At 37.5% G+C, this 24,385-nt stretch carries 20 protein-coding genes; 10 read left to right on the forward strand and 10 right to left on the reverse strand.

What is annotated here, in order from left to right; genetic code table 11:
• Positions 1 to 47: 47 nt before the first annotated feature.
• Entirely contained in the window at positions 48 to 1,127 is a 1,080-nt protein-coding gene (gene hemE / locus RIV7116_RS28785) for a uroporphyrinogen decarboxylase (protein ID WP_015121854.1), read from the reverse strand.
• A gap of 1,132 nt (positions 1,128 to 2,259) precedes the next feature.
• Between hemE and RIV7116_RS28790 the strand changes: the two genes are divergently transcribed.
• Both RIV7116_RS28790 and RIV7116_RS28795 read left to right on the forward strand, forming a co-directional pair.
• Positions 2,260 to 3,708: an RtcB family protein gene (locus tag RIV7116_RS28790; RefSeq protein ID WP_015121855.1), complete on the forward strand. Its 1,449-nt coding sequence runs from the start codon at positions 2,260 to 2,262 to the stop codon at positions 3,706 to 3,708.
• Between the two features lie 99 nt (positions 3,709 to 3,807).
• Positions 3,808 to 4,176: an NTPase (NACHT family) gene (locus tag RIV7116_RS28795; protein ID WP_015121856.1), complete on the forward strand. Its 369-nt coding sequence runs from the start codon at positions 3,808 to 3,810 to the stop codon at positions 4,174 to 4,176.
• A 101-nt stretch (positions 4,177 to 4,277) separates the two neighbouring features.
• Here RIV7116_RS28795 and RIV7116_RS28800 read toward each other — a convergent pair whose 3' ends face one another.
• Positions 4,278 to 5,144, reverse strand: coding sequence for a metallophosphoesterase (locus tag RIV7116_RS28800; protein ID WP_015121857.1), 867 nt, complete (start codon positions 5,142 to 5,144; stop codon positions 4,278 to 4,280).
• A gap of 217 nt (positions 5,145 to 5,361) precedes the next feature.
• Here RIV7116_RS28800 and der point away from each other — a divergent pair, with 217 nt between their 5' ends.
• The 8 genes from der (at position 5,362) to RIV7116_RS28840 (ending at position 16,421) form a co-directional block, all read left to right on the forward strand.
• Positions 5,362 to 6,732: a ribosome biogenesis GTPase Der gene (gene der / locus RIV7116_RS28805; RefSeq protein ID WP_015121858.1), complete on the forward strand. Its 1,371-nt coding sequence runs from the start codon at positions 5,362 to 5,364 to the stop codon at positions 6,730 to 6,732.
• Positions 6,733 to 6,934: 202 nt separating this feature from the next.
• Positions 6,935 to 7,864, forward strand: coding sequence for an energy-coupling factor transporter transmembrane protein EcfT (locus RIV7116_RS28810; RefSeq protein WP_015121859.1), 930 nt, complete (start codon positions 6,935 to 6,937; stop codon positions 7,862 to 7,864).
• A 513-nt stretch (positions 7,865 to 8,377) separates the two neighbouring features.
• Positions 8,378 to 9,922: an anthranilate synthase component I gene (locus RIV7116_RS28815; protein ID WP_015121860.1), complete on the forward strand. Its 1,545-nt coding sequence runs from the start codon at positions 8,378 to 8,380 to the stop codon at positions 9,920 to 9,922.
• Positions 9,923 to 10,491: 569 nt separating this feature from the next.
• On the forward strand, positions 10,492 to 10,770 hold the full coding sequence (pipX, locus tag RIV7116_RS28820) for a transcriptional coactivator PipX (protein ID WP_015121862.1): 279 nt from the start codon (positions 10,492 to 10,494) through the stop codon (positions 10,768 to 10,770).
• Entirely contained in the window at positions 10,767 to 11,459 is a 693-nt protein-coding gene (locus RIV7116_RS28825) for a YggS family pyridoxal phosphate-dependent enzyme (RefSeq protein ID WP_015121863.1), read from the forward strand. The genes pipX and RIV7116_RS28825 overlap by 4 nt, the downstream gene beginning before the upstream one ends.
• 493 nt (positions 11,460 to 11,952) lie before the next feature.
• A complete protein-coding gene (locus RIV7116_RS28830) occupies positions 11,953 to 12,570 on the forward strand; it encodes a cell division protein SepF (protein ID WP_015121864.1) in 618 nt (205 codons plus the stop codon).
• Positions 12,571 to 12,657: 87 nt separating this feature from the next.
• Positions 12,658 to 13,476: a pyrroline-5-carboxylate reductase gene (gene proC, locus RIV7116_RS28835; protein WP_015121865.1), complete on the forward strand. Its 819-nt coding sequence runs from the start codon at positions 12,658 to 12,660 to the stop codon at positions 13,474 to 13,476.
• 275 nt (positions 13,477 to 13,751) lie between these two features.
• Positions 13,752 to 16,421: an RNA helicase gene (locus RIV7116_RS28840; protein ID WP_015121866.1), complete on the forward strand. Its 2,670-nt coding sequence runs from the start codon at positions 13,752 to 13,754 to the stop codon at positions 16,419 to 16,421.
• Positions 16,422 to 16,497: 76 nt separating this feature from the next.
• Here the strand turns inward: RIV7116_RS28840 and RIV7116_RS28845 are convergent, their stop codons facing one another.
• The 8 genes from RIV7116_RS28845 to RIV7116_RS28880 all read right to left on the reverse strand — a co-directional run bounded on the left by RIV7116_RS28845 (position 16,498) and on the right by RIV7116_RS28880 (position 24,373).
• Positions 16,498 to 17,076 carry a Uma2 family endonuclease gene (locus RIV7116_RS28845; RefSeq protein ID WP_015121867.1) on the reverse strand — a complete coding sequence of 193 codons (579 nt, stop codon included), beginning with the start codon at positions 17,074 to 17,076 and terminating at the stop codon, positions 16,498 to 16,500.
• A 71-nt stretch (positions 17,077 to 17,147) separates the two neighbouring features.
• The gene (locus RIV7116_RS28850) at positions 17,148 to 18,770 is read right to left on the reverse strand and encodes a GH3 auxin-responsive promoter family protein (RefSeq protein ID WP_015121868.1); all 1,623 of its coding nucleotides are present in this window, start codon (positions 18,768 to 18,770) and stop codon (positions 17,148 to 17,150) included.
• 49 nt (positions 18,771 to 18,819) lie between these two features.
• Positions 18,820 to 19,428 (reverse strand): DapH/DapD/GlmU-related protein, encoded by a 609-nt coding sequence (locus RIV7116_RS28855; protein ID WP_232435732.1) that lies wholly within the window; start codon positions 19,426 to 19,428, stop codon positions 18,820 to 18,822.
• Positions 19,429 to 19,674: 246 nt separating this feature from the next.
• On the reverse strand, positions 19,675 to 20,400 hold the full coding sequence (locus RIV7116_RS28860) for a sterol desaturase family protein (RefSeq protein ID WP_015121870.1): 726 nt from the start codon (positions 20,398 to 20,400) through the stop codon (positions 19,675 to 19,677).
• Positions 20,401 to 20,523: 123 nt separating this feature from the next.
• A complete protein-coding gene (locus RIV7116_RS28865; RefSeq protein ID WP_015121871.1) occupies positions 20,524 to 21,546 on the reverse strand; it encodes an aromatic ring-hydroxylating dioxygenase subunit alpha in 1,023 nt (340 codons plus the stop codon).
• A 24-nt stretch (positions 21,547 to 21,570) separates the two neighbouring features.
• A complete protein-coding gene (locus RIV7116_RS28870; RefSeq protein ID WP_015121872.1) occupies positions 21,571 to 21,858 on the reverse strand; it encodes a 2Fe-2S iron-sulfur cluster binding domain-containing protein in 288 nt (95 codons plus the stop codon).
• A gap of 29 nt (positions 21,859 to 21,887) precedes the next feature.
• On the reverse strand, positions 21,888 to 22,934 hold the full coding sequence (locus tag RIV7116_RS28875; RefSeq protein ID WP_015121873.1) for an aromatic ring-hydroxylating dioxygenase subunit alpha: 1,047 nt from the start codon (positions 22,932 to 22,934) through the stop codon (positions 21,888 to 21,890).
• A 263-nt stretch (positions 22,935 to 23,197) separates the two neighbouring features.
• The gene (locus RIV7116_RS28880) at positions 23,198 to 24,373 is read right to left on the reverse strand and encodes a hypothetical protein (protein ID WP_015121874.1); all 1,176 of its coding nucleotides are present in this window, start codon (positions 24,371 to 24,373) and stop codon (positions 23,198 to 23,200) included.
• Positions 24,374 to 24,385 lie beyond the last annotated feature (12 nt).

Genomic DNA, 24,385 nt, shown 5'->3' on the forward strand with positions numbered 1-24,385 from the left:
TCTACCTTCTCTACCCCCTCTTCCCCTTTGAATCGATACCCAATGCCCTACTTGCTTGCAGCAGTTAGCATTTCACTTTTTGCCGTGTTCAATTGCTTAGCAGTCTCAAAGAAGAATGCAACATTTTCTTCTGGTGTAGTGGGTAAAACACCGTGTCCAAGGTTAAGAATATGTCCCCAATTTCCGGCTTTGCTAACGGTGTCGTGAATGCGATCGCGAATAAATTCTTTGGAACCGAAAAGTACTCCGGGATCGAGATTTCCCTGCACTTTCATTTCTTTGCCCAATCTCCGACGCGCATCTGCCATATCAACCGTCCAGTCTACGTTGATTATGTCAGCACCGGATTGGCTCATTCTTTCTAGTAAACCTGCACTTCCACTAACTAAAAGAATCAATGGTGTATCTGGATGAGTTTGCTTTACTTGCTCAAATACTCTTTTTTGATATGGTAAAGCAAAGGTTTCGTAATCTTGAGGACTTAGTTGACCTGCCCAAGAATCAAACATCTGTACTACTTGAGCGCCGCAGTCAATTTGATAGCGGACGTATGTAGCGATTGAATCCGAAAGTTTAGCTAGGAGCTGATGTAATATGGCTGGTTCGGAGAAAGCCATATTCTTAATAATAGAATAGGTTTTAGAACCTTTTCCTTCTACTGCATAAGCGGCTAAAGTCCACGGGGCACCAACAAAACCTAGTACAGTTGATTTATTTCCTACTTCTTCTCGCAACGCTTGCAAAATAGTTTTTATAAATGGCAAGGATTCTTCTGGTTGCAAGGAATATAGGTTATCAACTTGCTTTTGAGTACGAATAGGATTTTCAATAACGGGACCTTTTCCTTCAGCGACATCCATATCAATACCGATACCTGGCAAAGGAGTAACGATATCGGAAAACAGAATTACGCCATCGGGTTGAAAAGCTTTCCAAGGTTGTAGGGAAACTTCAATTGCCACTTCGGGAATTTCCGAGCGCTGGCGAAAGGAAGGATATTTTTCCCTTAAGTCCCGATAAGCTTTCATATATCGTCCCGCTTGTCGCATCATCCATACAGGGGGACGGTTTACGATTTCACCGCGAGCTGCTCGAAGCAAGTGAGGCGTGCCTGAAGTTACACCCATATATTAATTCATCCTAAAATAACTAGTTTATTTAACCTATGATTTATCAGATTATCATTCTTTGATTGTCGTTTTTCGGACTTTTTGTTGCAAAATATTAAGTTGTCAAGCATATGTTTTACAATTCCGATAATTTGTTTTCAAAGTCAGTTCTTAGAAGGCTTTAAAACTAAAGATTCTTTGATTATTTTTACCCTAACGAGATAATATTTTCGCAGAATCACCCACTCATTAACAGGTCTTACAGTTATTAACTTGATTTAAATCATGATAATTTATGTAAACTATTATAATTAACTTTTCATTTTCTTGGTAAGTATCTTAAATCAGTAATTTATGATTTCTGTAGATAATATTTGAGGTTTTTCAATTATCTACTCAAATAAGAATTTGTGCTTATCCGCAGAGTTCTTCGTTATTGAAAAGACTCTTGTTTTTAATATTTCTTAAAAATTGCAATTTAATTATATTGAACAAATATTCCGTCGTACATTCCTCGTCCATATGAAATATGGGCGGGGTAGTTCATTAGTTCTTTTATCAATGTTTTGAAGTTAAAGTTTTTCTCTCGTTTCTGTAAACATGTATCAGGACTTACGCATGTGTCACAATACCCGGTTGGTGCGTGACACTGAAAACATTGTTACTACGTTCAACATTGGTCAAAGTGTCACAGCACCCTACAGAAAAATGTGCCGGTTGCGTAAGTCCTATGTATATTAAACCCGACATCTTGCACCATTGTCGTTAAGCCCGAATACGCCCCTTGTAAGCCGGAGGCTTTCTAGCCCGCACGCGACCTGGGAACGCAGAGAAATCAATTGATGCGGCTCATATACAAAGTACCTTAAAACGCACTCAAAGCATTGTCCAGCCGTCTTTAGACGACTTAGTATATTAGCCAGGGAATTCATTCCAAGGCAGTTGTTGAGAATGATGCAAGATTTAATTTAAACCTGATTTGACAAAGTAAAGAATATATGTTAGCAAAGTTATAAATAAATTTAATCAAAAACCGTTTTTCCCTAATTTCTGGAAAAACCACATTTTAATTATTAGAGACGCGGCTGCTGAACCTATGTCTCGTTAATACCTTCACAACAACAGGTCTAAAAAAAGACTTAGATAATTCATGCAGCCAAAAAATTTAAAGCGTCTCTTGCGTGCTTTGTCGCGGCAAGGTTTGGATGTAACTTACAATAATTCAACTTATTCGGTGCGGTTGAGTAATAAAACCAATGCACCTGTAGCACAAGTTTTATTACCTGAAAATTTTCCTGTAGAAGCAAAAGCCCTTAAGCAGTTAGCAAATCTTGCTAGTGTTCGTCATCCTGCTGGTGGTTATGTTTGCAAATGTCATGCTACACCGGATTTTCATCCAGGTGATGCTGGGATTGCTATCGGTTCGGTGGTACAAACTGAAAACATGGTGATTCCTGCCGCTACCGGTTCGGATATCAACTGTGGAATGCGCTTACATGTAGCTGATTTAACTATTGATGAGTTTTTAGCAAAGCGCAATCAATTTGTAGAGTTGATGAAAGGGGATTACTTTTTCGGTACTCGCGATGTCACCATGTCAGGGTTAGCAATGCAGGCTTTATTTGAGTATGGGGTTCCCGGTTGGTTGGATGTAATGCTAGATTCACCTTCGGGAAGTGTGACAAAATCTAATTTAGAACAGCTCGCAGCAGAAACTGACAATATTTTCTTGGGTGGTTCGATGGATGGCAATTGGCAGCTTGCACCTGACGAACTCGTACCCGATGAAGAATTAGTACGTGATGGTGGACTCGCTACTATCGGCGGTGGGAACCATTTTGTAGAAGTTCAGCGCGTCGATAAAGTAATCAATTCAGCTTTAGCTTACGCTTGGGGAATCAAAGAAGGGCAAATTGCTTTTATGATTCACTCCGGCTCCCGTCATGTCGGAAAATATATTGGCGGAATGTGGCGAGATAAGGCTGTTTCGGCTTGGGAAGCGGGGGTGAAATATCCAGACTCTAAAATATTTCCGCTTTCACTAAATTCTCATCCCGAACTAGTTGCAGGTTATTTACAAGCTGAAGCAACTGCTGCAAACTACGGTTTTATGAATCGTTTGTTGTTAGCCGAATTACTGCGTTTGCGTTTGCGGGAAGTTTATGGAGATGTGGAAGCACCGTTAGTTTACGATTTGCCTCACAACATTACATTACCCGTTGAATCCAAAATCTCTAGGTGGATAACTCGTAAAGGTGCTTGTCCAGCGAATTTGGGGCAACCTGTAATTATTCCCGGTTCGATGGGTGCTTATTCTTACTTATGTGTAGGAAAAGGTAATCATAAATTTGCAAATTCTGCTTCTCATGGAGCGGGTAGATTGCGTAGTCGTTTTGAACTCAGTCGTGGAGGAGCAAGAGAAACTGAGGAAGAATTGGGGTTAACAGGAGTTGACTGTATTACTTTACGAGAAGAAAGACGAATTGAAGAAGCACCCGCAGCTTATAAACCAATTGATTCGGTAATTGATGTGCAGTTGAAAGCCGGAATTGTTGATGTTGTTGCTAGGTTGAGTCCGATTTTGACTTTTAAAGCTTAGGGATTCTTCTGAGTTGCAATAAGCTCGCTATAATACCCGTAATCTTGTTTCATAGTAGTGCTTCAGCGCTAATCCCCACACAACAGCTAACTAGTAAAAGTGGTTAACTTCAATCCCTATCTAAAATCAATCCGCGAAACCTACGCTCAATGGTGGGATTATTACACCATTACTGATGTTGTGGGGAAGAAACGGGATGAGGAAAAAAATCTTCCTCCCCTCCTTAATAATTTGATGGTAGAGAAGGTTAAACAAAAGCAGGAAGAAGAAACCGAAAGATTAACAGTTTTAGAAGGTTTGCTTAAATACGCGAATGACCACGTATTATTAATAGGTCGTCCTGGTAGTGGTAAATCCACAGCATTATTGCGGTTATTGTTGGAATCAGCGCAAAATCACCTGGAAATTAATTTCCAGGCTAAAAGCGAAAGTCGTCTCAAGACGACTGAATCTCCTACAAATAGTTAGTTTCAACTGACTTCGGCTATGAGCCAGGGAATTGATTCCCTGGCGGATTCGCGAGAAAACAAGAAAATCCCCATCCTCATCGAACTAAGCAACAAAACAAGTTAAACTTCTTGCTCCCCACTCCCTAATCTAAATACCGTGATTTCCGGACGCGAACCAAATCTTAAATGCAGTTTGGTCGTACCTATACCTCTATTGGTATATTCAAACATTGTTCCTATTTTATAAAGTCCGGCATAATACTTTTGTCCTAAACCTGGTAGAAAGGGTGGGCTTAAAAAAGGTAAATTGATTTGTCCTGCATGGGAATGTCCCGATAATTGTAAATCAAAGCGATTTGTTAAAGCGCTGGTATCTGCAAAATCTGGTTCGTGTGCCAATAAAATCGCTGCACCTTCTGAAGGTAATTGTTGTAAAACCAAGTCTAAACGGTCTTTTCCTACCCAAACATCATCAACACCAGCGATATTAAGTATGGAATTTCCCCGTTTTAGGGTGTAAACCTTGTTATCAAGATTTAAAACATTATTTTTTTCTAGTACTTCCGCAATTTTTGTTGCATTTGCCCAGTAATCGTGATTGCCCAATACTGCCACTATTTTATCTACAGCATTAAGTTGACCTAAAGTAGCCTCTAGTTTGGAAATAAATTTCATTTGACGACGAGTAACAAAATCTCCCGTAATCGCAATTAAATCTGGTTTTTGTTGATTTACGAGCCGGAAAATATGATTCAATTGTTGTTTTTTGCTTCGTTTGTCAATATGAATATCGCTGATTTGCACAATCCGATAGCCATTAAATTCCGAAGCTAAATTTGGTAATTTTAATTCTACATAATTGATATCAATCCAATTAGGTTCGATAAAATGTGCGTATAATAAAACGCAAATACCTAAAATAAAAATATTTGTTGTTAATCTTGATAGTAAAAATTTAGCTTTAAAAAGCAGCTTATGAGTTTTCATTCTTCAACATAAATAGTTTTTGACAATCAATTCTTTAGTTTAGAATTGCTAAGCTGTTGTGCATTTAAATTGTATATTCGGACGGGCAGGGATGCCCATCCCACAAGAACTTGACATTTTTTGTTTATTCAATTTAAATGCGTTTTAACTTATAATTCGGAATTTTGTCCACTCATATAGTTACAATATTAGTTTGGAGCTTCAGGAGTATCCTTTTATGAGTCTTCCTATAGTAGCCATCATCGGTCGTCCCAATGTAGGCAAATCAACTATAGTCAATCGTTTAGCTAAACAACAATCAGCTATCGTTCATGACGAACCAGGAGTCACCCGAGACAGAACGTACTTGAGTGCATTTTGGCGCGATCGCGAATTTATGGTGGTCGATACGGGTGGTTTGATATTCAATGACGATACGGAATTTTTACCGTTCATTCGTCAACAAGCAATGGTAGCTTTGTCTGAAGCGAGTGCAGCAATTTTTGTTGTAGATGGACAAACTGGTGCTACACCAGCAGATTTGGAAATAGCGGAATGGCTGCGACATCATCCGGTACCAGTATTACTCGCGGTCAATAAGTGCGAATCACCAGACCAAGGATTGATGTTAGCAGCCGATTTTTGGCAGTTGGGGTTGGGTGAACCTTATCCAATGTCGGGAATCCACGGTAATGGAACGGGAGAGTTATTAGATGAATTAATTAATTTTCTTCCTCCAGTTTCAGAAGTCACACAAGATGAAGAAATTAAAATTGCTATTATCGGCAGACCAAATGTTGGTAAATCAAGTTTATTAAACTCATTTGCTGGTGAAGAAAGAGCAATTGTTAGTCCAATTTCCGGTACCACTCGCGATGCTATTGATACCTTTATTGAAAAAGACGAACAAGTTTATCGTTTAATTGATACAGCGGGTATTAGAAAAAAGAAAAACATTGATTACGGTACCGAATTTTTTAGTATAAACCGTGCTTTTAAAGCAATTCGTCGTTCCGATGTGGTCTTATTTGTTATAGATGCTCTTGACGGAATCACCGACCAAGATCAAAAATTAGCTGGAAGAATAATCGATGAAGGTCGAGCTTGTATAACCGTTGTAAATAAATGGGATGCTTACGAAAAAGATTCTTACAGCGTTTATGACTACCAAAAATATTTATCCGGCAGGCTGCATTTTTCTGACTGGTCGGAAACAATTTTTGTGAGTGCTTTAACCGGACAGAGAGTACTCAAAATTTTAGATTTAGTTAATCAAGCAATCGAACAGCATAGAAGAAGAGTAAGTACTTCAGTAATTAACGAAGTATTAGAAGAAGCAGTACGTTGGCATTCACCACCGGCAAGTCGTAGCGGTAAACAAGGGAGAATTTACTACGGAACTCAAGTTAGCACCCAACCACCTACTATTGCTTTATTTGTGAATGAAGAAAAACGTTTTAACGATAATTACCGTCGTTACATCGAGCGTCAATTCCGAGAACAATTAGGCTTTAGAGGTACTCCGATTCGTCTTTTATGGAGAAGCAAGAAAGTTCGAGAAACCGAAAGCAATGTCAGAGCCAATAGAGCAACTAAAGTTTGGGGTTAAAAGGTAATGGGTAATGGGTAATAGGTAATTGGTAATAGGTAATTGGTATTTGGTAATTGGTAACAGATTATTTTTACCTATGAATTTTAATTCCTAACCCCTAGCTCCTTATTCCTAAGCCCTAACTCCTCACTCTTAACTCATAATTACTAAATCCTAAATGCTAATTCCTAACTACTAACAATTAACTTCCAACTCTTAAATGGATTTATTACGTTCTTTACCGCTGGGGCTTTATCTCGAACAACCGATTACTTGGCTGCACAAACTTGATTCACGAGTAAAGTTTGTGTGGTTAATGAGTTTTCTCACCACCTATATTTTTGCTAATACTTGGTGGCGTGCAATACTTGTATGTGTATTGATTTTTATCACATTAGTGTCTGGAATTCCTCGGAGAGTATGGCGGCAGCAAATGGGTTATTTACTATCAATTTGCTTCCTGGTTTTAATTATTGCATCTCTAAGTCCTGATGGAATGGGTGTTGATTATCAGCCCCGTCTACCTATAGAGAATCAATATTTAAATCAACCATCAACTCAAGATAATACGGAAAATTCTATTTTATCAAGATTTAAATCGCAAGAATATAATTATGTATTATTTGCTAGAGGACCTGTAAAAGTCACACGACATTCTTTTGATTTAGCGGTACGTTTGAGTACTATTTTCTTTACAGTTTTATACAGCACAACCTTATATTTACTAACTACTGCTCCAGAAGAAATCACGGCAGGTATCGAAAGTTTGATGCAACCTTTAAGGCGCTTTAAAGTACCAGTTACCGAAATAGCTTTGACATTAACATTATCCTTACGCTTTATCCCTTTGGTTTTAGAAGAAATCCAAAATTTAGTTCGCTCGGTAATGACTAGAGCAATTAATTGGAAAAAATTAGGGTTGAAAGGAGTGGTTAAAGTTTGGATGATGGTGGCAGAAAGATTGTTACAAAATTTGCTGCTAAGGGCCGATCAAATGGCAAATGGTATTGTAGTAAGGGGTTTTATCGGTTCCAATCAACACCGAGTGCAATGGCATAATTTACGTTTAAAAGGTTTTGATTGGTTAGCCATAGCTGTATTAATTTTATTTTGGGGAATGCGTTTTACTATCGGAAATCAAGTTAACTAATATTTATTTTTAGTAGTCCTTTTCATTAATTCTGAGGGGTAAGGATGGGAGGGGGAGAGTGGGAAGAAGAGGTAGAGGGGGAAGAATAATTTTTTATGTTTCTCATCCACCCTTTAGAATTAATGAAATGCAATACTAGTGGTTCAAATCATTCATTTTAAAGGGTTTCTTTTTCTTAAAATTCTTTTCTCCCCCTGCTCCCCTGCTTCCCCTGCTTGTCAAAACCCACCATATTTAATGCAAAGGAATACTAGCACTTCAGCAAGAAAACTTTGTAGGATGTATTGTTAATACAGAAAATTTTCTCTTCCCCCTCTTCCCCCTCTTCCCCCTCTCCCTCCCTTGCCTCACCTGCCAATGTTGGCTTGCTCGATTACTAGTTAGGAGTTAAGAGTTAGAAATGATGATAGGGGTGATTGAATAATCGCAAAAAATTTATTCTCTTACCTCCTTATCTCCCATCCTTCTATCTCCTCATCTCCTTGTCCCCTTTTCTTCCCTGTTTCCCAATTAATGATTACAGAATTACAGCCTTGGTATTGGCGGAAGCTTCCTTTAAACAAGCGTACTGGTAGTCACGTTTTTGCTTGTTTGTTTATTTCTGGCTGCCAAAATCAAATCGCTGCTCTTTTGGAAAGCCCTTATGGAAATAATTCAAATAATCCGAAATTAGCTCGTTATTCTATATGTGCTGGTTCACCTCGGGTAATTAATAATGTTGTGCAAATGTGGACTCCCCAATTAGGAGGAGTGTTTCCTTTTCTCAAACAATTATTAGGAAAGCAAATATTAGCAAAGCAGATAGAAACGGAAGTTTCTTTGCTTCCATTTACCGGAGGCTGGTTGGGTTGGTTGGGCTATGATGTGGCTGGGGAAATAGAAACTTTACCGACATTAAAATCCGATAGTTTACCGTTTCCAGTCGCTTTTTGGTACGAACCCGAATGTTTTGCAGTACTAGATCATTGGCAGCAGGTTTTATGGCTGGCTACAAGCGATAGCGGCAAACTTGATGAATTAGAAAATAAACTCGAACAAAATTTTGATTCATCAGATTCTGCATCTGCAATTCGCCATAGGAAATTATCTCCCTTACAACTACTTACCTCTCAAGCTGATTATGAAGCGGCTGTTTTGCAAGCCAAAAAGTACATAAAAGCAGGGGATATTTTTCAAACCAATCTTTCTATCCGTTTTGAGACTCAAACAAATGCTTCTGGATGGGAAATTTATCTAGCTCTACAAAAAATAAATCCTTCTCCTTTTGCTAGCTATTTCAAGACTCCTTGGGGTGAAGTAGTTAGTTGCTCTCCGGAAAGATTAGTTCAAGTATACGAAAATCAAGCTCAAACTCGACCAATTGCTGGAACCCGAAAGCGCGGTGAAACAGAAGAAGAAGATCGGAAATTAGCGCAAGAATTACTTACTAATACTAAAGAGCGTGCCGAACATATTATGCTGGTGGACTTAGAGCGTAATGATTTGGGACGAGTCTGTGAATGGGGAAGCGTGCAAGTTGATGAGTTGTTTGCCATTGAACGTTACAGTCATGTAATGCATCTGGTTAGTAACGTTAAGGGAATTCTCAAATACGACGACTCCAAACAGATGAATCGTCAAAACAAAGAAAATATAATCGACACGATTGCTGCTATGTTTCCCGGTGGTACGATAACGGGTTGTCCTAAAGTTCGTTGCATGGAAATAATAGAAGAACTCGAACCTGTTAAACGCAGCTTATTTTATGGTTCCTGCGGTTATTTAGATCGAAGGGGTAATTTAGACCTAAATATCTTAATTCGGACTTTGTTGGTAGCAGCTAAAGTAAATAAGTCTTTCAACCCTCTTGCTCCATCGCGCATTACGCCATATCATTTATTTAATTCCTTTAAAAAGTTCGATCCTCAATCTTCCAGATTAAATTTACACCACTCAAATCTTAATTCTGTTTGGGGACAAGTTGGTGCAGGAATTGTCGCAGATAGCAATGCTCGCAAAGAGTGGTACGAATCTCTGCATAAAGCACAAGCGCAAATCAAAGCATTGCAAATAGTTTAGGTTCAAAATATTTCATGTAGGTAATTTTTTCTATTTCTCACTTCAATTCATCTGAAACTTTATGCAAAGTCCAGCTAGCGACATAACATTAAGTCCTAAAGCAAAACAGACTGGAAATTTGCAACATTTTGAATTGAAAAACGTAAAATTTGCAACTGAAAACTCAGAACTACAAAAATTCTAAATTATTGCTTTGGATGCCCTATGTCTAACAATTGAACTGGAAATAATCAAATGGTTTTATATTATGTTTCGAGACTACGGTAGAATAGTTTTTTACTTGTAGCGACTAAACTACCTAAATCTGTTGTTAATTAGTTTCTACTACAAATTGTTCTATATTTAACCAGTTTAGTTAAATATGTATTTTTTGATCGGAAAAATTTAGCAACTATTTAATATTTCCTTTTCTCATACGTAAATGCATTCTTTAATGTACAAATAACTACCGTAATTACCTTTCTAGATTTACATTGCGTAAAAATATTCTCGCAATATCTTATTAATATTGATCCGACTTTTTGTTTTTAACAGCGAAAAGATATATGTACTCGTACCTTGACTAGTAAATGAATTCAGAAAACTCCGAAACTTACTTGAATCATCCAACCTGGGGACTACTTTACAGAATATGTATGGTGGAACAAAGTCAAGAGCTTTTTACTACGTTGTATGCTCAACGTTTATTTTTCTTGGTAATCAATGATGAAAAAGGAATCAAGTTCCAACCAGTAGGACGTACCGAGGCAAGAATGATGTTGGAAAATCGTTTGCGTAATTTGCGTCGCAGCGGGCAGTCTATTGAGTACGATCAGCTAACTAGTATTTTTCAACGTACATTTCAATGACTAGTTCGCTAACTAAACGTATACGTTCAATACAAGACTCGCTTCCTGAATCTGTGAAATTGATTGCTGTCAGCAAAAAAGTTTCGGTGGCAGCAATGCGCGAAGCATATGCTGCCGGTATCCGAGATTTCGGCGAAAGTAAGGTTCAAGAAGCTACGAGCAAAATTGAGCAATTACAAGACTTATCAGGTATTACTTGGCATTTTATTGGACATCTACAAAGCAATAAAGCTAAAAAGGCTCTTTCTTATTTTCAATGGTTTCATTCCGTAGATAGCCTCAAGCTCGCACAGCGCTTAAATTTGTTAGCTTCGGAAATGGGAATTAGCCCTAAAGTTTGCCTGCAAGTTAAAATCCTCCCCGATCCAAGCAAATCCGGTTTTACAGTATCTCAACTTCTAGATGATTTGGTGGAACTTAATCTATGTCAAAGTTTACAATTTGAAGGTTTGATGACAATTCCACCATTAGGATTAGAAACTCCGGAAGTTATGAAGGTGTTTAATCAAACACGAGAACTGGCAACTAAAATTGATCGACGGAACTTGGAAAATATCAAAATAAAGCAGCTTTCTATGGGAATGTCGCAAGATTATCAGTTAGCAATTCAATCTGGTGCAACGATGATACGTTTGGGAACTATTTTATTCGGAGAACGCCAGTTAGAATCCGAAAAAGATGAGGTGTAAAAAGCTTAAAACCTTCGATATTGCTCGGTTTTAAGCTGGGAGAAGAAAAATCTGCCTCATTTTGAAATAATCAGTCTTTTGATAGACCCTCTGTAATTCGCCAGCCTTATACTTAAAACTGGCGAACTCCCATTATATAAGCGAATAATTATCCGTAATTTGAATAGATATAACAATATTTGATACAGAAAATTTATTTAGTACCCTAGTTGCAAAAGCGACAAAAGATATAGTATTTACAAAAGCAAATAAAAATAAAATCAGGGGTAGAAACAACTTTCCACAATCTAACTACTAAGATATAATCTTGACTCATCATTATACGTAGTCAGGGTATAAGTGTTGTAACAAAATGAAGACAATGTAAAGTACCCGTAACCCATGCTACAAGTAGTGATTCAATGTAACAATTATTCTCTATTTGTAGTGGTAAAAGTTGACAAAAACAATTTTTACCTTCTCAATAAATATGATTGGCACCAGGAGCGTAAAGATGAATAACATATTTTCCCGATTGAGAGACTTTGTTGGTCTAAATGAGCCAGTAGAATATGAGTACTATGAAGAGGAACCGGATGCAGAAGGTTATGAAAATCTGTATCACGAGCATAATCAATCAGCACCAGCACCAGCACCAGCACCTCAACCAGAAAGTGCTCCAGTTAATCGACGTTGGCGCGAACCAATGCCTACAATGGGAAGCGATGTAACAAGCACTTCTTCTGCAAAGGCAATGAGTAATGTTATTGGTATGCCAGGAGTTTTAAATGGTATTTCTGAGGTATTAGTTCTTGAACCACGTACCTTTGAAGAAATGCCCCAAGCGATTCAAGCATTGCGCGAACGCAAGTCTGTTGTCTTAAATTTGACAATCATGGACCCAGACCAAGCTCAGCGTGCTGTAGATTTTGTTGCAGGAGGTACTTACGCCCTTGACGGACATCAAGAGCGTATAGGAGAAAGTATCTTTCTGTTTACACCTAGCTGCGTTCAAGTTAGCACTACTGGCGGAGTACTTCATGAAGTTCCTCAACCACCAGTACGTCCTCGCCCTAATCCAAATCCATCTGGCCAAGCGTGGGGAAACGAACCGAATCACATGGCGCAATGAAGATAAACTAGTCATTAGTCATTAGTCATTAGTCCGTTTGTTTCCGCCTGATGACCAATGACAAATGACCAATGACTTTTAGAGGCAATGACAAATCATAGAAAATTTGGCTTAATTGGTGGCGGGGTAATGGGTGAAGCATTATTATCCCGCCTCATCAGTTGTGAGATATATCAACCATCTGAAGTTATTGTCAGCGAACCACTTACAGAACGTCGAGCTTATTTAGAGCAAGAATACAAAATTTTGGCGATCGCTGATAGCAGCATGGCGTTTACAGAAGCCACAGAAGTAGTATTTTTAGCCATTAAGCCTCAGATTTTCAGTGCTATTGCTCAAGAACTGGCACCAGTAATTAGACACGGCAGCAAGCAGCTAATAGTTTCGATTCTGGCAGGAGTACCTTTAAAACAATTGGAAGCAGCTTTCCCAGGTTTGCCGGTAGTCAGAGCAATGCCGAATACCCCAGCTACAGTAGGTGCGGGAATGACTGCTATCTGTTGTGGTGCTTACACCAAAGCTAAACATACAGAAATCGCTAAGAAACTATTTTCCGCAGTCGGGGAAGTAGAAGAAATACCGGAATACTTAATGGATGCAGTCACAGGGCTTTCCGGAAGCGGACCAGCTTATGTCGCTTTGATGGTAGAAGCTCTTGCTGACGGTGGAGTTGCAGCAGGTTTACCAAGAGCAGTTGCCAGCAAGTTGGCATTGCAAACAGTATTGGGAACTGCACAACTATTGCAAGAAAGCAAAATGCACCCAGCAGTATTGAAAGATAAAGTTACTAGCCCTGGCGGTACGACAATTGCCGGTATTACTAAGCTCGAACAGGCTGCGTTTCGTTCTGCATTAATTGAAGCTGTAAAAGCTGCTACGAAACGTTCTCAAGAATTAGGAAAATAGTTAAGGGCATGGGTAATTGGTAATGGGTAATAGGAATTATTTTTTCTATTGTCCCTTTATTACCTAATTACCAATTCTCAATTTCCAATTCTTATTAGCTCTTTTTTTACAAAATGTCGAGAAAATTGAATCAAATTGATTGCGGTTAAGTATAATACGAAGAAGCCCGCGTCAGGGAATTTGATTTATTGTGCAGGAGTAATTGTGTGCGAATACTACTTGCCCCCGGATTGAAGTGATTAATTGAAAATCAACTTGGATACAATTTTAATTGAGTGAATAATCCTGCCCTAACTTCAGACGTTGACCCGAGTTCAGTTTTTTCTTTTGAACTCGATCAATTCCAACACGATGCCATAGCTTCTCTAAATGCTGGACGTTCAGTTGTTGTTTGTGCGCCCACGGGTTCCGGTAAAACTTTGATTGGTGAGTACGCTATCTACCGTGCATTGGCACGAGGAAAGCGGGTATTTTATACTACCCCTCTCAAAGCTCTTTCCAATCAAAAATTACGCGATTTCCGTTCCGAATTTGGTTTTGATTCGGTGGGGCTGCTGACTGGAGATGCTTCTATCAACCGAGATGCTCCAATTTTGGTGATGACTACGGAAATTTTCCGTAATATGCTCTACGGTACACCTATTGGGCAAGTTGGTACTTCATTAATAGATGTGGAAGCGGTGGTGTTAGATGAGTGCCACTATATGAATGACCGTCAACGAGGGACGGTTTGGGAAGAATCTATTATTTATTGTCCAGAATCGATCCAGCTTGTAGCTCTTTCGGCAACGGTTGATAATAGCGACCAGCTTACTGATTGGTTGAATCAGGTTCATGGCCCCACAGATTTAATTTATTCGGATTATCGTCCGGTTCCTCTTGATTTTCATTTTGGCAATAGTAAGGGGTTGTTTCCTCTTTTAAATGAAGAGAAAACTCAGCTAAATCATCGTCTGGTAAAAAGAAAGAGAAAAAGAGGCGATAAAAGCAAGCAAATTGCTAGACAAGAATCTCCTGATATTAGTTATGTCTTGGAGCATTTGCGTCAAAGAGATATGTTGCCAGCTATTTACTTTATTTTTAGCCGTCGTGGTTGCGATAGAGCAGTGGCTGAGGTTGGTGATTTATGGTTGGTTGATGGGGATGAAGCGCAAAGATTGCGACCTCAAATTGATGAGTTTCTAACTCGCAATCCAGATGCGGGAAGAGCCGGACATGTTGGTCCGCTTTATCGGGGAATTGCCGCTCATCATGCCGGTATTTTACCTGCTTGGAAAACTTTAGTAGAAGAGTTATTTCAACAAGGCTTAATTAAAGTTGTATTTGCAACTGAAACTTTAGCCGCAGGTATAAATATGCCTGCTAGAACTACAGTAATTTCGACCCTTTCTAAACGTACCGATAGCGGGCATCGGCTTTTAAATCCTTCCGAATTCTTGCAAATGGCAGGAAGAGCCGGTCGTCGCGGTATGGATGAAGTTGGTTATGTGGTAACCTTGCAAACGCCGTTTGAGGGTTCTAAAGAAGCTGGTTATTTAGCAACATCTCATCCAGACCCTTTAGTCAGCCAGTTTTCACCCAGTTACGGTATGGTGTTAAATTTGCTGCAAACCCATACATTAGAAGAGGCGAAGGAATTAATTGAACGAAGCTTTGGGCAATATTTAGCTAATCTGCATTTACAGCCAGAGTACAAAAGAATTGCTGAGTTTAAACAACATTTAGCACAAATCCAGACAAAGATTGCTGATGTTAGCGCTGAGGAAGTCGCTAAATATGAAAAATTGCGTCAGCGTTTAAAAGTAGAACGCAAACTGCTAACAACTTTACAAGAACAAGCCGCAGAAACACGCAAAGAAGAATTAAGCATGATGCTCAGCTTTGCGGTGTCTGGAACTTTGCTAAGTATTAAGGGAGACAACGCCGAATTCTCTGCACCAATAACAGCGGTTTTAGTTGGTAAAACCCCTGGGAATGAAACACCCTTCCTAGTTTGTTTGGGAAAAAACAACCGTTGGTATGTGACTTCGGTAAATGATGTGATCGATTTATACGCTCAAATACCTCGGATTGACATATCTCCCGATTTATTACCACCATCTCAACTTTTATTAAAACCGGGGCAGTCATGTTCTGGAGATGAGATTACAGAGGCGATCGCCGCACAAATTCCCGAAGCTCCGGATGATTCTTTTATGGCTCCGGAGGTGGTGGAACAACTGCGCGTGGTAACGGATGTGCAGGAACAATTGGAAAGTAGTCCGCTGTATGGATTGGGCAATGCCGCTAGCATATATAAGCGTCAAGCCCGTGCTGTTGAATTAGAAGCCGAAATCCAAGAATTGCGATCGCAAGTTGAACAGCAATCCCAACGCCATTGGGATGAATTCATTACATTAATAGAAATTCTCCAATACTTTGATGCCTTCGATAATTTAGTTCCGACTGAATTAGGACAAATGGCTGCGGCAATTCGGGGAGAGAATGAATTATGGTTGGGTTTAGTGCTTAATAGCGGCAACTTGGATGGATTAGCTCCCCATCATTTTGCTACAGCGGTTGCAGCATTGGTAACGGAAACTTCCCGCCCTGATAGTAGAGTGTTTTTTGAGCTTAGCAGTGAAGTTGCAGATGCTTTAGCTTCATTACGTCCGATTCGTCGCAAGGTATTTCAATTACAACGCAGGTATGGAGTAGCTTTACCTGTATGGTTGGAGTTTGAATTAATTACTTTGGTAGAGCAATGGGCATTAGGAATGGATTGGGTAGAAATATGTGAAAACACCACTTTAGATGAAGGGGATGTAGTCAGAATTTTACGTCGTACCTTAGATTTATTATCGCAAATTCCCCACGTTCCCCATTTACCACAAGAAATTAAGCGTAATGCTCAGCGAGCAACTCAGTTAATTGATAGGTTTCCAGTGAATGAAGTGGTTGAGTAGATTGGGGATGGGGCATAGGGCATAGGGCATGGGGCATAGGGCATGGGGCATAGGGAATTTTAACCTTTAACCAACCTTAGTTATTCTCTCCTACATCAAGCCGAACTCGTCGATAAAGCTTCTCCACGGGAATCGAAATTCCCACACTTTCCAAAATTAAAGTGTCTCCTTCCCCATAGGTATGTAAAACCCACAAACCTTCATCATTTTTACGAAAGCATTCCACACTAATTTCATCGGATTCAATTAAAACGTATTCTTGCAAAGTAGTTGATTGACGATAGCGAGTGAATTTTTTACCTCGATCGAAAGCTTCGGTTGATGGGGAAAGTACTTCGACAATTAAGCAAGGATATTCTACTAAATCAATTGATTCTTTATCGCGATCGTCACAAGTCACTACTACATCAGGATAATGATAAGATTGCGATGTTAGTTTTAATTTCACATGACATACATAAATTTCACAGTCTTTTTCTGCTAAAAAATTATCTAATTCGATGTATAAATTTAAAAAAATACGATTATGTGATTTTGTTTTCCCCGTTCTTAAGATAACTTTTCCGTCAATATATTCATAACGGAGTTCCTGAGTTTTTTCCCATTCCAAATATTTCTCGGGACTCATGTATTGAAATTGAGGATTGGCAACCATTGGTTATTTCCAGGTGATGGTATTAAATCCATTTTACAATTATCAATTACCAATTAACAATTACCTGTTACCTATTTATTAACCAAACAATCTTCTTCCAACTCAACTAATAAATCTTTTTCAATCGGTTGATTGGCGAGAATATCGTGTTTTAAATCTCCCCATTTTTTCCCGGATTTACTTTTATATAAGCTGATAATTTCGGGAATTTTTGGAGATATCATAACTCGTGCTGTTTCTAACTGTTCTAATAGTCTGGCTCGACGATAGTGGTGTGATTTTTGCAATCCTTCTTCTAACTGCATGGCGATTTCTTCGGGATTATGTTCTGCATTATCCAGTAATAAAATATAATGCTCTTGGGGATGTTTTACAGGTACTAAAGATTTAAAACAGCTTTCTTCTAAGGGTAAAGTTTCTAAGACATCGCGAACAAATTCGGAATGTAATTTTTCACCAACTAAATCGCTGACTTCTTTTTTTCTGCCTACAAATTCCAGACAAGGTGTATTTAGGTATGAATGGGTAAAGCGTACTCTATCTCCGATGCGATAGCGGTAGAATCCACCTTTTTGAGAGATAATTACTTCATATGTATTTCCCTGTTTTAATTGATGTAGCTGATAAACAAAGCCGCTTTCATCTAAAAACTCGAAAAATACTTCATTAAGTAAAGGTACGCATCCTTTAGCAGGAATTAAGGGAATAGTCATTGGTGCTTCTGTTGCCAGAAGCCCTTTTCCCTGTACTAAAACATTGGGAAATAAAGAGCGTAAGAAATCGGCACCATCAGCAGCATTTGTACTATCCCAACAAGAAATTAGTTTTAATTCGCTCCATAAGAGATGCCAAGGAATTTTATTACTATTAATTCTTTGTAATAGTTCGTTTAATTTCGGATTTGCAGATACTTGTTTGAATAAATGAGGCTGTAATAACATTAAACGTCGTCTTGCGGACATTACGTTTTTTAGTTCTAATGCTAATTGTTTGCGGTGTTGTTGAATATAATCAAGAATTACTTTGAGAAAAGTAGGACTCCAAATAGATATTATTTCTAGCTTATCGGATTTTAAAAGTGTTTTTGCAAGCTGATGTTTAAACTTTTCGACATCATTGAGTTTATTTAAACCAGGTGGAGATACTAAAAAATTTCCAATTAAAAATTTTAGCCACCCATCTAAATAGTCTGAATCATCTTGTAAAGATTGAGATTGAGATAAAGAGGATTTTTCTAATTCTACTTTTTCTTCTCCTAACTGCGGCGAAATACAAAAGTATATTTTGCCAGTAGTAAAATTAGGACCGTTTTTGATTAAATCGTGTGCCCATACACAGAACATTTTATTAAAAGAATGCCGTAAAGATTTGGTATAGGGAATCGATTTAGCTGCACCGCTACTTCCAGAAGTTTTTTCATAAAAAATAACTCGTTCGGAAGAAAGCAAATGGGTTTTATCTTGCTGTTGTGTATGAATCCAATTCTCAATATTTTGGTATTCGACTATAGGAATTTTATGCCAGTCATCAATACTCTTTACCCGCAGATACCTGCCATAATCGCTTTTCATTAAGCTTTTAAATATTTCATTCTGTACTTTTTGCTGAGCAATTTGAGGATTTTCTAAAGCCTGGTAAAATTTATGGCTAGCGGATTCGGTTATTTTCTTGAACAGTTTTATTATGAAGTTCATATTTTATTTAAATGGGTAATATTTATAAATTTTTTATAAATTTTTTAAATTAATTTTGAAGTTTTTCTAGTTCAATCTTGTTGTTTGATAAGGTTGGAGAAATAATATTGTTTGGATACAAACGGCTTTCAGCAGATATAAAAGTTTCGTCTTTTATAATTACCCCAGGAGTAAGATAAGAACCTGCTCCGATAAAAACATCGTTACCAATTTTTATTTTTTTTACATACAGCATTAAATCCTGTTTTTTAGGCTTAATTGCATGGGATATCACAGCGCAACTTTGACCAAAAACTACGCGATCGCCGATTTCAATTAAGGAACGATCTGCTATTTCTAGTTTGGGAGTCCAATAAACATTTTTACCAACTTTTGCTCCCCACAGTCGCAACCAGAATGAAAATGCCCCAGGAATCAAACGTAATCCTGATTCTAATACAGTAAAAGATATATATATAGACTGGATTTGATGACTTCCCCACCAAGGAGAATATTGTTTACCTTTTAAATAACTAATTCCTTCTTCAAGGGGGTAGAAATAGTTATGTATTTTATGAATTAATAATGGGAATCCATATAAGGTGAATAACAAAGCCGTAATGCTATAAAAGCTTGGTGATTGACAAATCCATAAGAAAGAAATGGATGATAGAAGCATTACAACACTAGGGAATAAAAGAAGTATGGTGCTTTGTATAGTCATGAATTTGAATATGGTAGTTGCTTAAATTCTGTATACTGATATCAAACTATTTCTTTTAAGACAGGTATAAATCCGGAATTGAGATAAATGAAACTACAGTTACTTTAAATTTTCTGCCTATAATATGAAGTTTTCACTGTATAATTACTCTTATATAGTAAATATGTTCTTACGTAAAATTACAAATTATTGCTTTTTACTTTAAAACGGTAAGAATAGTTTTTTGGTTAAAGATAAGGAATTATTAATACCTAATGAATCTGGAAGATTTTCTGACTTGTAATAAGTCCCATGTAATTTATCCCACAGCTTCAAGTTTGCACCGTAGTTACCCTGCATGTAATCTGTCGAATGGTGCCAAGCATGGTCTTGTGGTAAAATCAACCACGGAGATACATAAGCATATATCCAAGAATCAAATTTCAGATTCAGGTTACTATGTCGCCACAAATCCAAAGCCGAACTTAAGCTGATACCTAAAATATACCAGTTCGGTTCTTCGAGCAAATATAAAAATAACGGGTGAATCCACAAATAAACAATTAAAAAACTCGTCCACAAAGTATTACGGGAAGTTCCGAATACATCCATTTCTGTTACAGTGTGATGTACTTGATGGATAAACCACATGCTTTTGCTGTGGAATAGGCGATGATTCCAGTAATAGAGATAATCCACAAATACAAAACTTAATAAAAAAGCCACTATAGGATGAATGTTTAGTGAAGCATGAGTATGTGGTAGCAAGAAATGATAAATTTGAAAAACAACAGTTATTTGCAAAAACGGTATTACAATTCCTTGAAAAAATAAGCCAATACCGTCTAATAACCAATCTTCACCACTCTTTTTCCTGAATAGAAAGGGTTTATTGCTATTTGTAACGGTTAATGCTAGAAGAATTACGAACGTAAAGAAAACTAACATATTAATAAATCAGTTTCAATTTATACGATTTTTGGTTTATATAGTCGCTATACTTTTCTCAGGTTCTACCTGGGAATTTTTTGGAAGTGGCTGCGCCACTTCTTTTTTTGTGAATCTTTTCATCTAAACCCAGAATTTTACCTCCACCGATTTATCGGCAAGCTGTCTGGGATCTTTTCCTGCTGCGATTTGGTTGCGAATAGACTCAACGAAAACATGGATAGTATCGGCAGGGGTATTAGCAAATTGCATTCCATATTTTTCAATTACTTCCCACTGAATCTTCAAAGCTTCGATATCCTGGCGAATAATATGCTGTGTAGTCCAATGTACCAAAGGTTTGACTAGTTTATTCCAAATGCCGTAATTGTAAGTTATGTAGGTATAGACTAGAGTTGAATTTTCGGTTTCGGGAACACATTGGCTGGTGATAAATAGTCTTCTATTGGGCGACATGTTGTATTCTACGCTGGTGACATTCGGCATGTGGAAGCTATCAGTATGACGAATTTTATAACCTTTACGATTAAGAAATTTGCTAAACCATCCCAGATTAGTTGTTTCGTTACGGTATTCTGCAAATACGCTGCCACTGCGTCTTTCTACCGTCATTTCTAGTTGTTGTTTTTTTGAGTTGCGGAAAATTCCAGGATGTACGGAAGCCGTATGAGGAACATCAATAAAATTTTCTGCACAATTGGTAACGTTGTTGTTAAAGCGATTGATTACTTTCACAGTTTCCCATCCCGGCTGTTGGTAAAGAGGCATTTTGAAAGGTGTAAACTCCTCTGAAGGCTGGGAAGATAAGCGCACGTAAATATAGCCATCTTGTTCTTTTGTTTGGTAAAGTTGGCATCTTGCCATTTTGCTTTGACATAAGTTATTTGCTTGGGAAGGAACTTTCACTACTCTTCCGGTATTATCGTAAACCCATCCGTGGTAAGGGCATTCTATTTTCCCTTGACAAACTTTACCTTTTGATAAGCGACTATTTCTGTGAATGCACCTATCTCGTAAAGCAACGGGTTTACCGTCTTCCCCACGGAATATTGCCAGCCATTCACCTAAAATTGTCCGAGACAAAACTTTATTTGGCTTTAATTGATTGCTCAATGCAACAACATACCAAAAATCTTCAAATTTCATAAATTAGTTGTTAGTTGTTAGTTGTTAGTTTTTATTAATTTTAATATCGTTGGTAAGCTGAATTTGGCAAGCTAGTCTTGCCTTTGGATTTTCTGGAGCTAATATTTCTAAAAGTTCTTTTTCTGCTTCTGATGCAGGTGGAATATCACCATCAATAATTACAAGGCAAGTGCCACAAATTCCGGTGCGGCAACCGAAAAGTATTGGTGAATTTTCGACAGTTAAATGTTCGGATAAATTTTGGTTGGCTTCTAATTCAACTGATTGATAATTAGTTTCTGGAAATTGGATATTACATTTTTTTTTAGACATGAAAGATAATGTGATTAACTTATTTATAATTACGACATTTCATTTTCAACTGACCAAATAGAAGGTTGAAGTTGATTTACATAGCTCATATATTTAACTAAAGGTTCGTCAATATTTAAAATAGCGTTTGGATTATAGCGAATATTGTCGTAAATCATTCCGTCTTCACCTCGTAAAAAATAGTAAGCAAGTTTTGTCATCACTAGCAAAAATCTACTTATAAAAAATCCAATCAATCCCGGTCTTTTTTTAGTTATATAAATTGGTTGAATTTTAGTTTTTGTACTTTCGAGAGGTGTATAAGCGTAAATCATATGTAGCGGCGGTATGAATTTAACTTTTTTCATGATAGTTAGCAATCCCAAGCAACCATCGGCATATCTCATGGTGTATTCATAATAGTTGCCAAGTATCTTGCTTGCTATTTTTTCTCTAAATGTAGTTTTAGGAAATTCGCCACCAAGAGTAAAATCTATAATATTTCCAGATTGATTTTTGTGTAGAGATAAATCCATTTTTATATTCAATTTATGCACGGTTTGTAGATGTTGGGCATCGATTCCGTTCATCATACAAATATGGTGGTGACAGTTTCGTTCAAAAGCTTTATCGTATTTAACGACAAGAGATTGATGCTTTAACTCGTCAAATTCTGCAACTTGTTCGGGTGCTGCTAAATCTGGATAAACCCAAATAAATCCATATTTCTCAGCAGTAGCGTAAGCTTGTAATTTAGCTTTTGCAGGAATATTTGACTGACAGGGAATATCTTGACATTTTCCTTCGCCATTAAAAGCCCAATGATGAAAAAAACAACGAATTAAGTTACCATCAACTTTTCCTATAGCTAAATCTGTTCCTAAATGAGGACAATAAGCATCTAATGCTCTTATTTTCTTATCTTTACCGCGAAAAATTACAATTTTTTGACCGCAAACGATAAAAGATTTAGCTTGATTCAGAGTTATTTCTGTAATCGGACAAACTATATACCAACCTTTTGCAACAATATCCCAATTGTTGAAGATTTTCATTTCGATCAAGGGTTGAGTATTTTGGTTTTGTAATGAGTTCATATATTCAATTTAGCGATGCTGTTGTAAATTATTTAAAGAATTATATACTTTGCTGATTACTATTTGCTCTTGGAATCCAGTATAAACAGCATTGAACCTATGGTAAAAAATATTCCGCCACAACAGGAAGAAATAGAGTGAAATGATATCTCCTGAAATAAATCCAGAAAAGAGTTCATTGTTAACAGAAGAGAACCAATTAAAAATAGATAACTTGCCAACAGAGTGTAATTAATTCTTTTCATATTGATTATTTGTAATTATCAATTACTTGCTAACCATTTTTTAAAATTTATTCTTTGCTCGTTTAAATATCTAGAAATTGAATTTGCAGCCATAAAAGACATTTCGCGGTTACTTTTCCATAGATAATCCAAAGATTCAACATAAACTTTATAGGATTCCATTGCTTCATGATGAGTTTGAAAGCTATTATGTAATGCTTCCGTCTCCTGTGTAAAACAACGGCGGATCGTATCTTTCGCTTCAGTGTCGCTCATCCCAAAAACTTGCGATCGCAACAGCCGGTAAATAGCTGGGTACAGTGCAGCATCGTACCAAAATATACCGTTAACTGCGATTGAACAATGGTAATGGTCTTTTTGGCAACCTCGTATTCCTAAATTTGCAACAACTTTCTCAAATTTTGTCGGGGGTTTGATGCATTGAATCACATCATGGGAGATTATCGTGGAACTGTTGAAATGAAAACTTTCATCCATGAAGTGATAGTAAGAAATTTTTGCCGGTATAGGTGCATTATCTGGATTATTGTGGTTTTGATAGTAATTGCTGAGCTTATGTTGAATTAACTTGCCGTTAAGAGTACGCAAACCCCTTACCGTAAAATATTGACAAGCTAGAAAAGTATTATCTGCCGAAATTAATCCGAAAGCTTGTAGTTGCAGTTTTTTCCATTGAGTTTTGAGAAAGTTAGTATCGGCAAATACCATAGTTTCAGTATATGGTCCGCGCATAGGATAAGTAAATATGCGTTCTCCAAATAGCGTCGATTCAACTTGATGAGAAATTGTTTTGAAAGCGTTGATATGACAGCGTTCCTGGGCTGATTCTAAATCGAGCATATCGCATATTACCCGGAAATCCTCTTGGGCGTAAAGTCCGGCTGCACTAGTTTGATTGAATAGAATAGTTGCTATTTCAGCAGAAATTATTTGGCAATAATAAGCTACCCAGTAAAGTTGATTGAGAATTATTCTTTGACTTTGACTGGCTTGCGTCCACAGAGGTGTACCGTAGAGTAAAGAATATTGTTCGGGGTTCCAGTATTCATCTTTGCAATCATCATAGTTAAAAGCAGCAGCAGCTTTATCTAATAATTCCGTACAGTCTTGTTGTTTGTTACGCTTATAGTTGATTTGCAGTTTACCGTAGACTTTTCTATTTGCTAAAAGCGTATTTTCTTTGGTTTCAATCATATAATTATCGCT

This window comes from Rivularia sp. PCC 7116, assembly GCF_000316665.1.
GTDB lineage: Bacteria > Cyanobacteriota > Cyanobacteriia > Cyanobacteriales > Nostocaceae > Rivularia.

Bases quoted from the DNA above. Each gene is read 5' to 3' on its own strand.
- hemE (WP_015121854.1), bottom strand. From the start codon at position 1,127: ATGGGTGTAACTTCAGGCACGCCTCACTTGCTTCGAGCAGCTCGCGGT.
- RIV7116_RS28790 (WP_015121855.1), top strand. From the start codon at position 2,260: ATGCAGCCAAAAAATTTAAAGCGTCTCTTGCGTGCTTTGTCGCGGCAA.
- RIV7116_RS28800 (WP_015121857.1), bottom strand. From the start codon at position 5,144: ATGAAAACTCATAAGCTGCTTTTTAAAGCTAAATTTTTACTATCAAGA.
- der (WP_015121858.1), top strand. From the start codon at position 5,362: ATGAGTCTTCCTATAGTAGCCATCATCGGTCGTCCCAATGTAGGCAAA.
- RIV7116_RS28810 (WP_015121859.1), top strand. From the start codon at position 6,935: ATGGATTTATTACGTTCTTTACCGCTGGGGCTTTATCTCGAACAACCG.
- RIV7116_RS28815 (WP_015121860.1), top strand. From the start codon at position 8,378: ATGATTACAGAATTACAGCCTTGGTATTGGCGGAAGCTTCCTTTAAAC.
- pipX (WP_015121862.1), top strand. From the start codon at position 10,492: ATGAATTCAGAAAACTCCGAAACTTACTTGAATCATCCAACCTGGGGA.
- RIV7116_RS28825 (WP_015121863.1), top strand. From the start codon at position 10,767: ATGACTAGTTCGCTAACTAAACGTATACGTTCAATACAAGACTCGCTT.
- RIV7116_RS28830 (WP_015121864.1), top strand. From the start codon at position 11,953: ATGAATAACATATTTTCCCGATTGAGAGACTTTGTTGGTCTAAATGAG.
- proC (WP_015121865.1), top strand. From the start codon at position 12,658: ATGACAAATCATAGAAAATTTGGCTTAATTGGTGGCGGGGTAATGGGT.
- RIV7116_RS28845 (WP_015121867.1), bottom strand. From the start codon at position 17,076: ATGGTTGCCAATCCTCAATTTCAATACATGAGTCCCGAGAAATATTTG.
- RIV7116_RS28850 (WP_015121868.1), bottom strand. From the start codon at position 18,770: ATGAACTTCATAATAAAACTGTTCAAGAAAATAACCGAATCCGCTAGC.
- RIV7116_RS28855 (WP_232435732.1), bottom strand. From the start codon at position 19,428: ATGCTTCTATCATCCATTTCTTTCTTATGGATTTGTCAATCACCAAGC.
- RIV7116_RS28860 (WP_015121870.1), bottom strand. From the start codon at position 20,400: ATGTTAGTTTTCTTTACGTTCGTAATTCTTCTAGCATTAACCGTTACA.
- RIV7116_RS28865 (WP_015121871.1), bottom strand. From the start codon at position 21,546: ATGAAATTTGAAGATTTTTGGTATGTTGTTGCATTGAGCAATCAATTA.
- RIV7116_RS28870 (WP_015121872.1), bottom strand. From the start codon at position 21,858: ATGTCTAAAAAAAAATGTAATATCCAATTTCCAGAAACTAATTATCAA.
- RIV7116_RS28875 (WP_015121873.1), bottom strand. From the start codon at position 22,934: ATGAACTCATTACAAAACCAAAATACTCAACCCTTGATCGAAATGAAA.
- RIV7116_RS28880 (WP_015121874.1), bottom strand. From the start codon at position 24,373: ATGATTGAAACCAAAGAAAATACGCTTTTAGCAAATAGAAAAGTCTAC.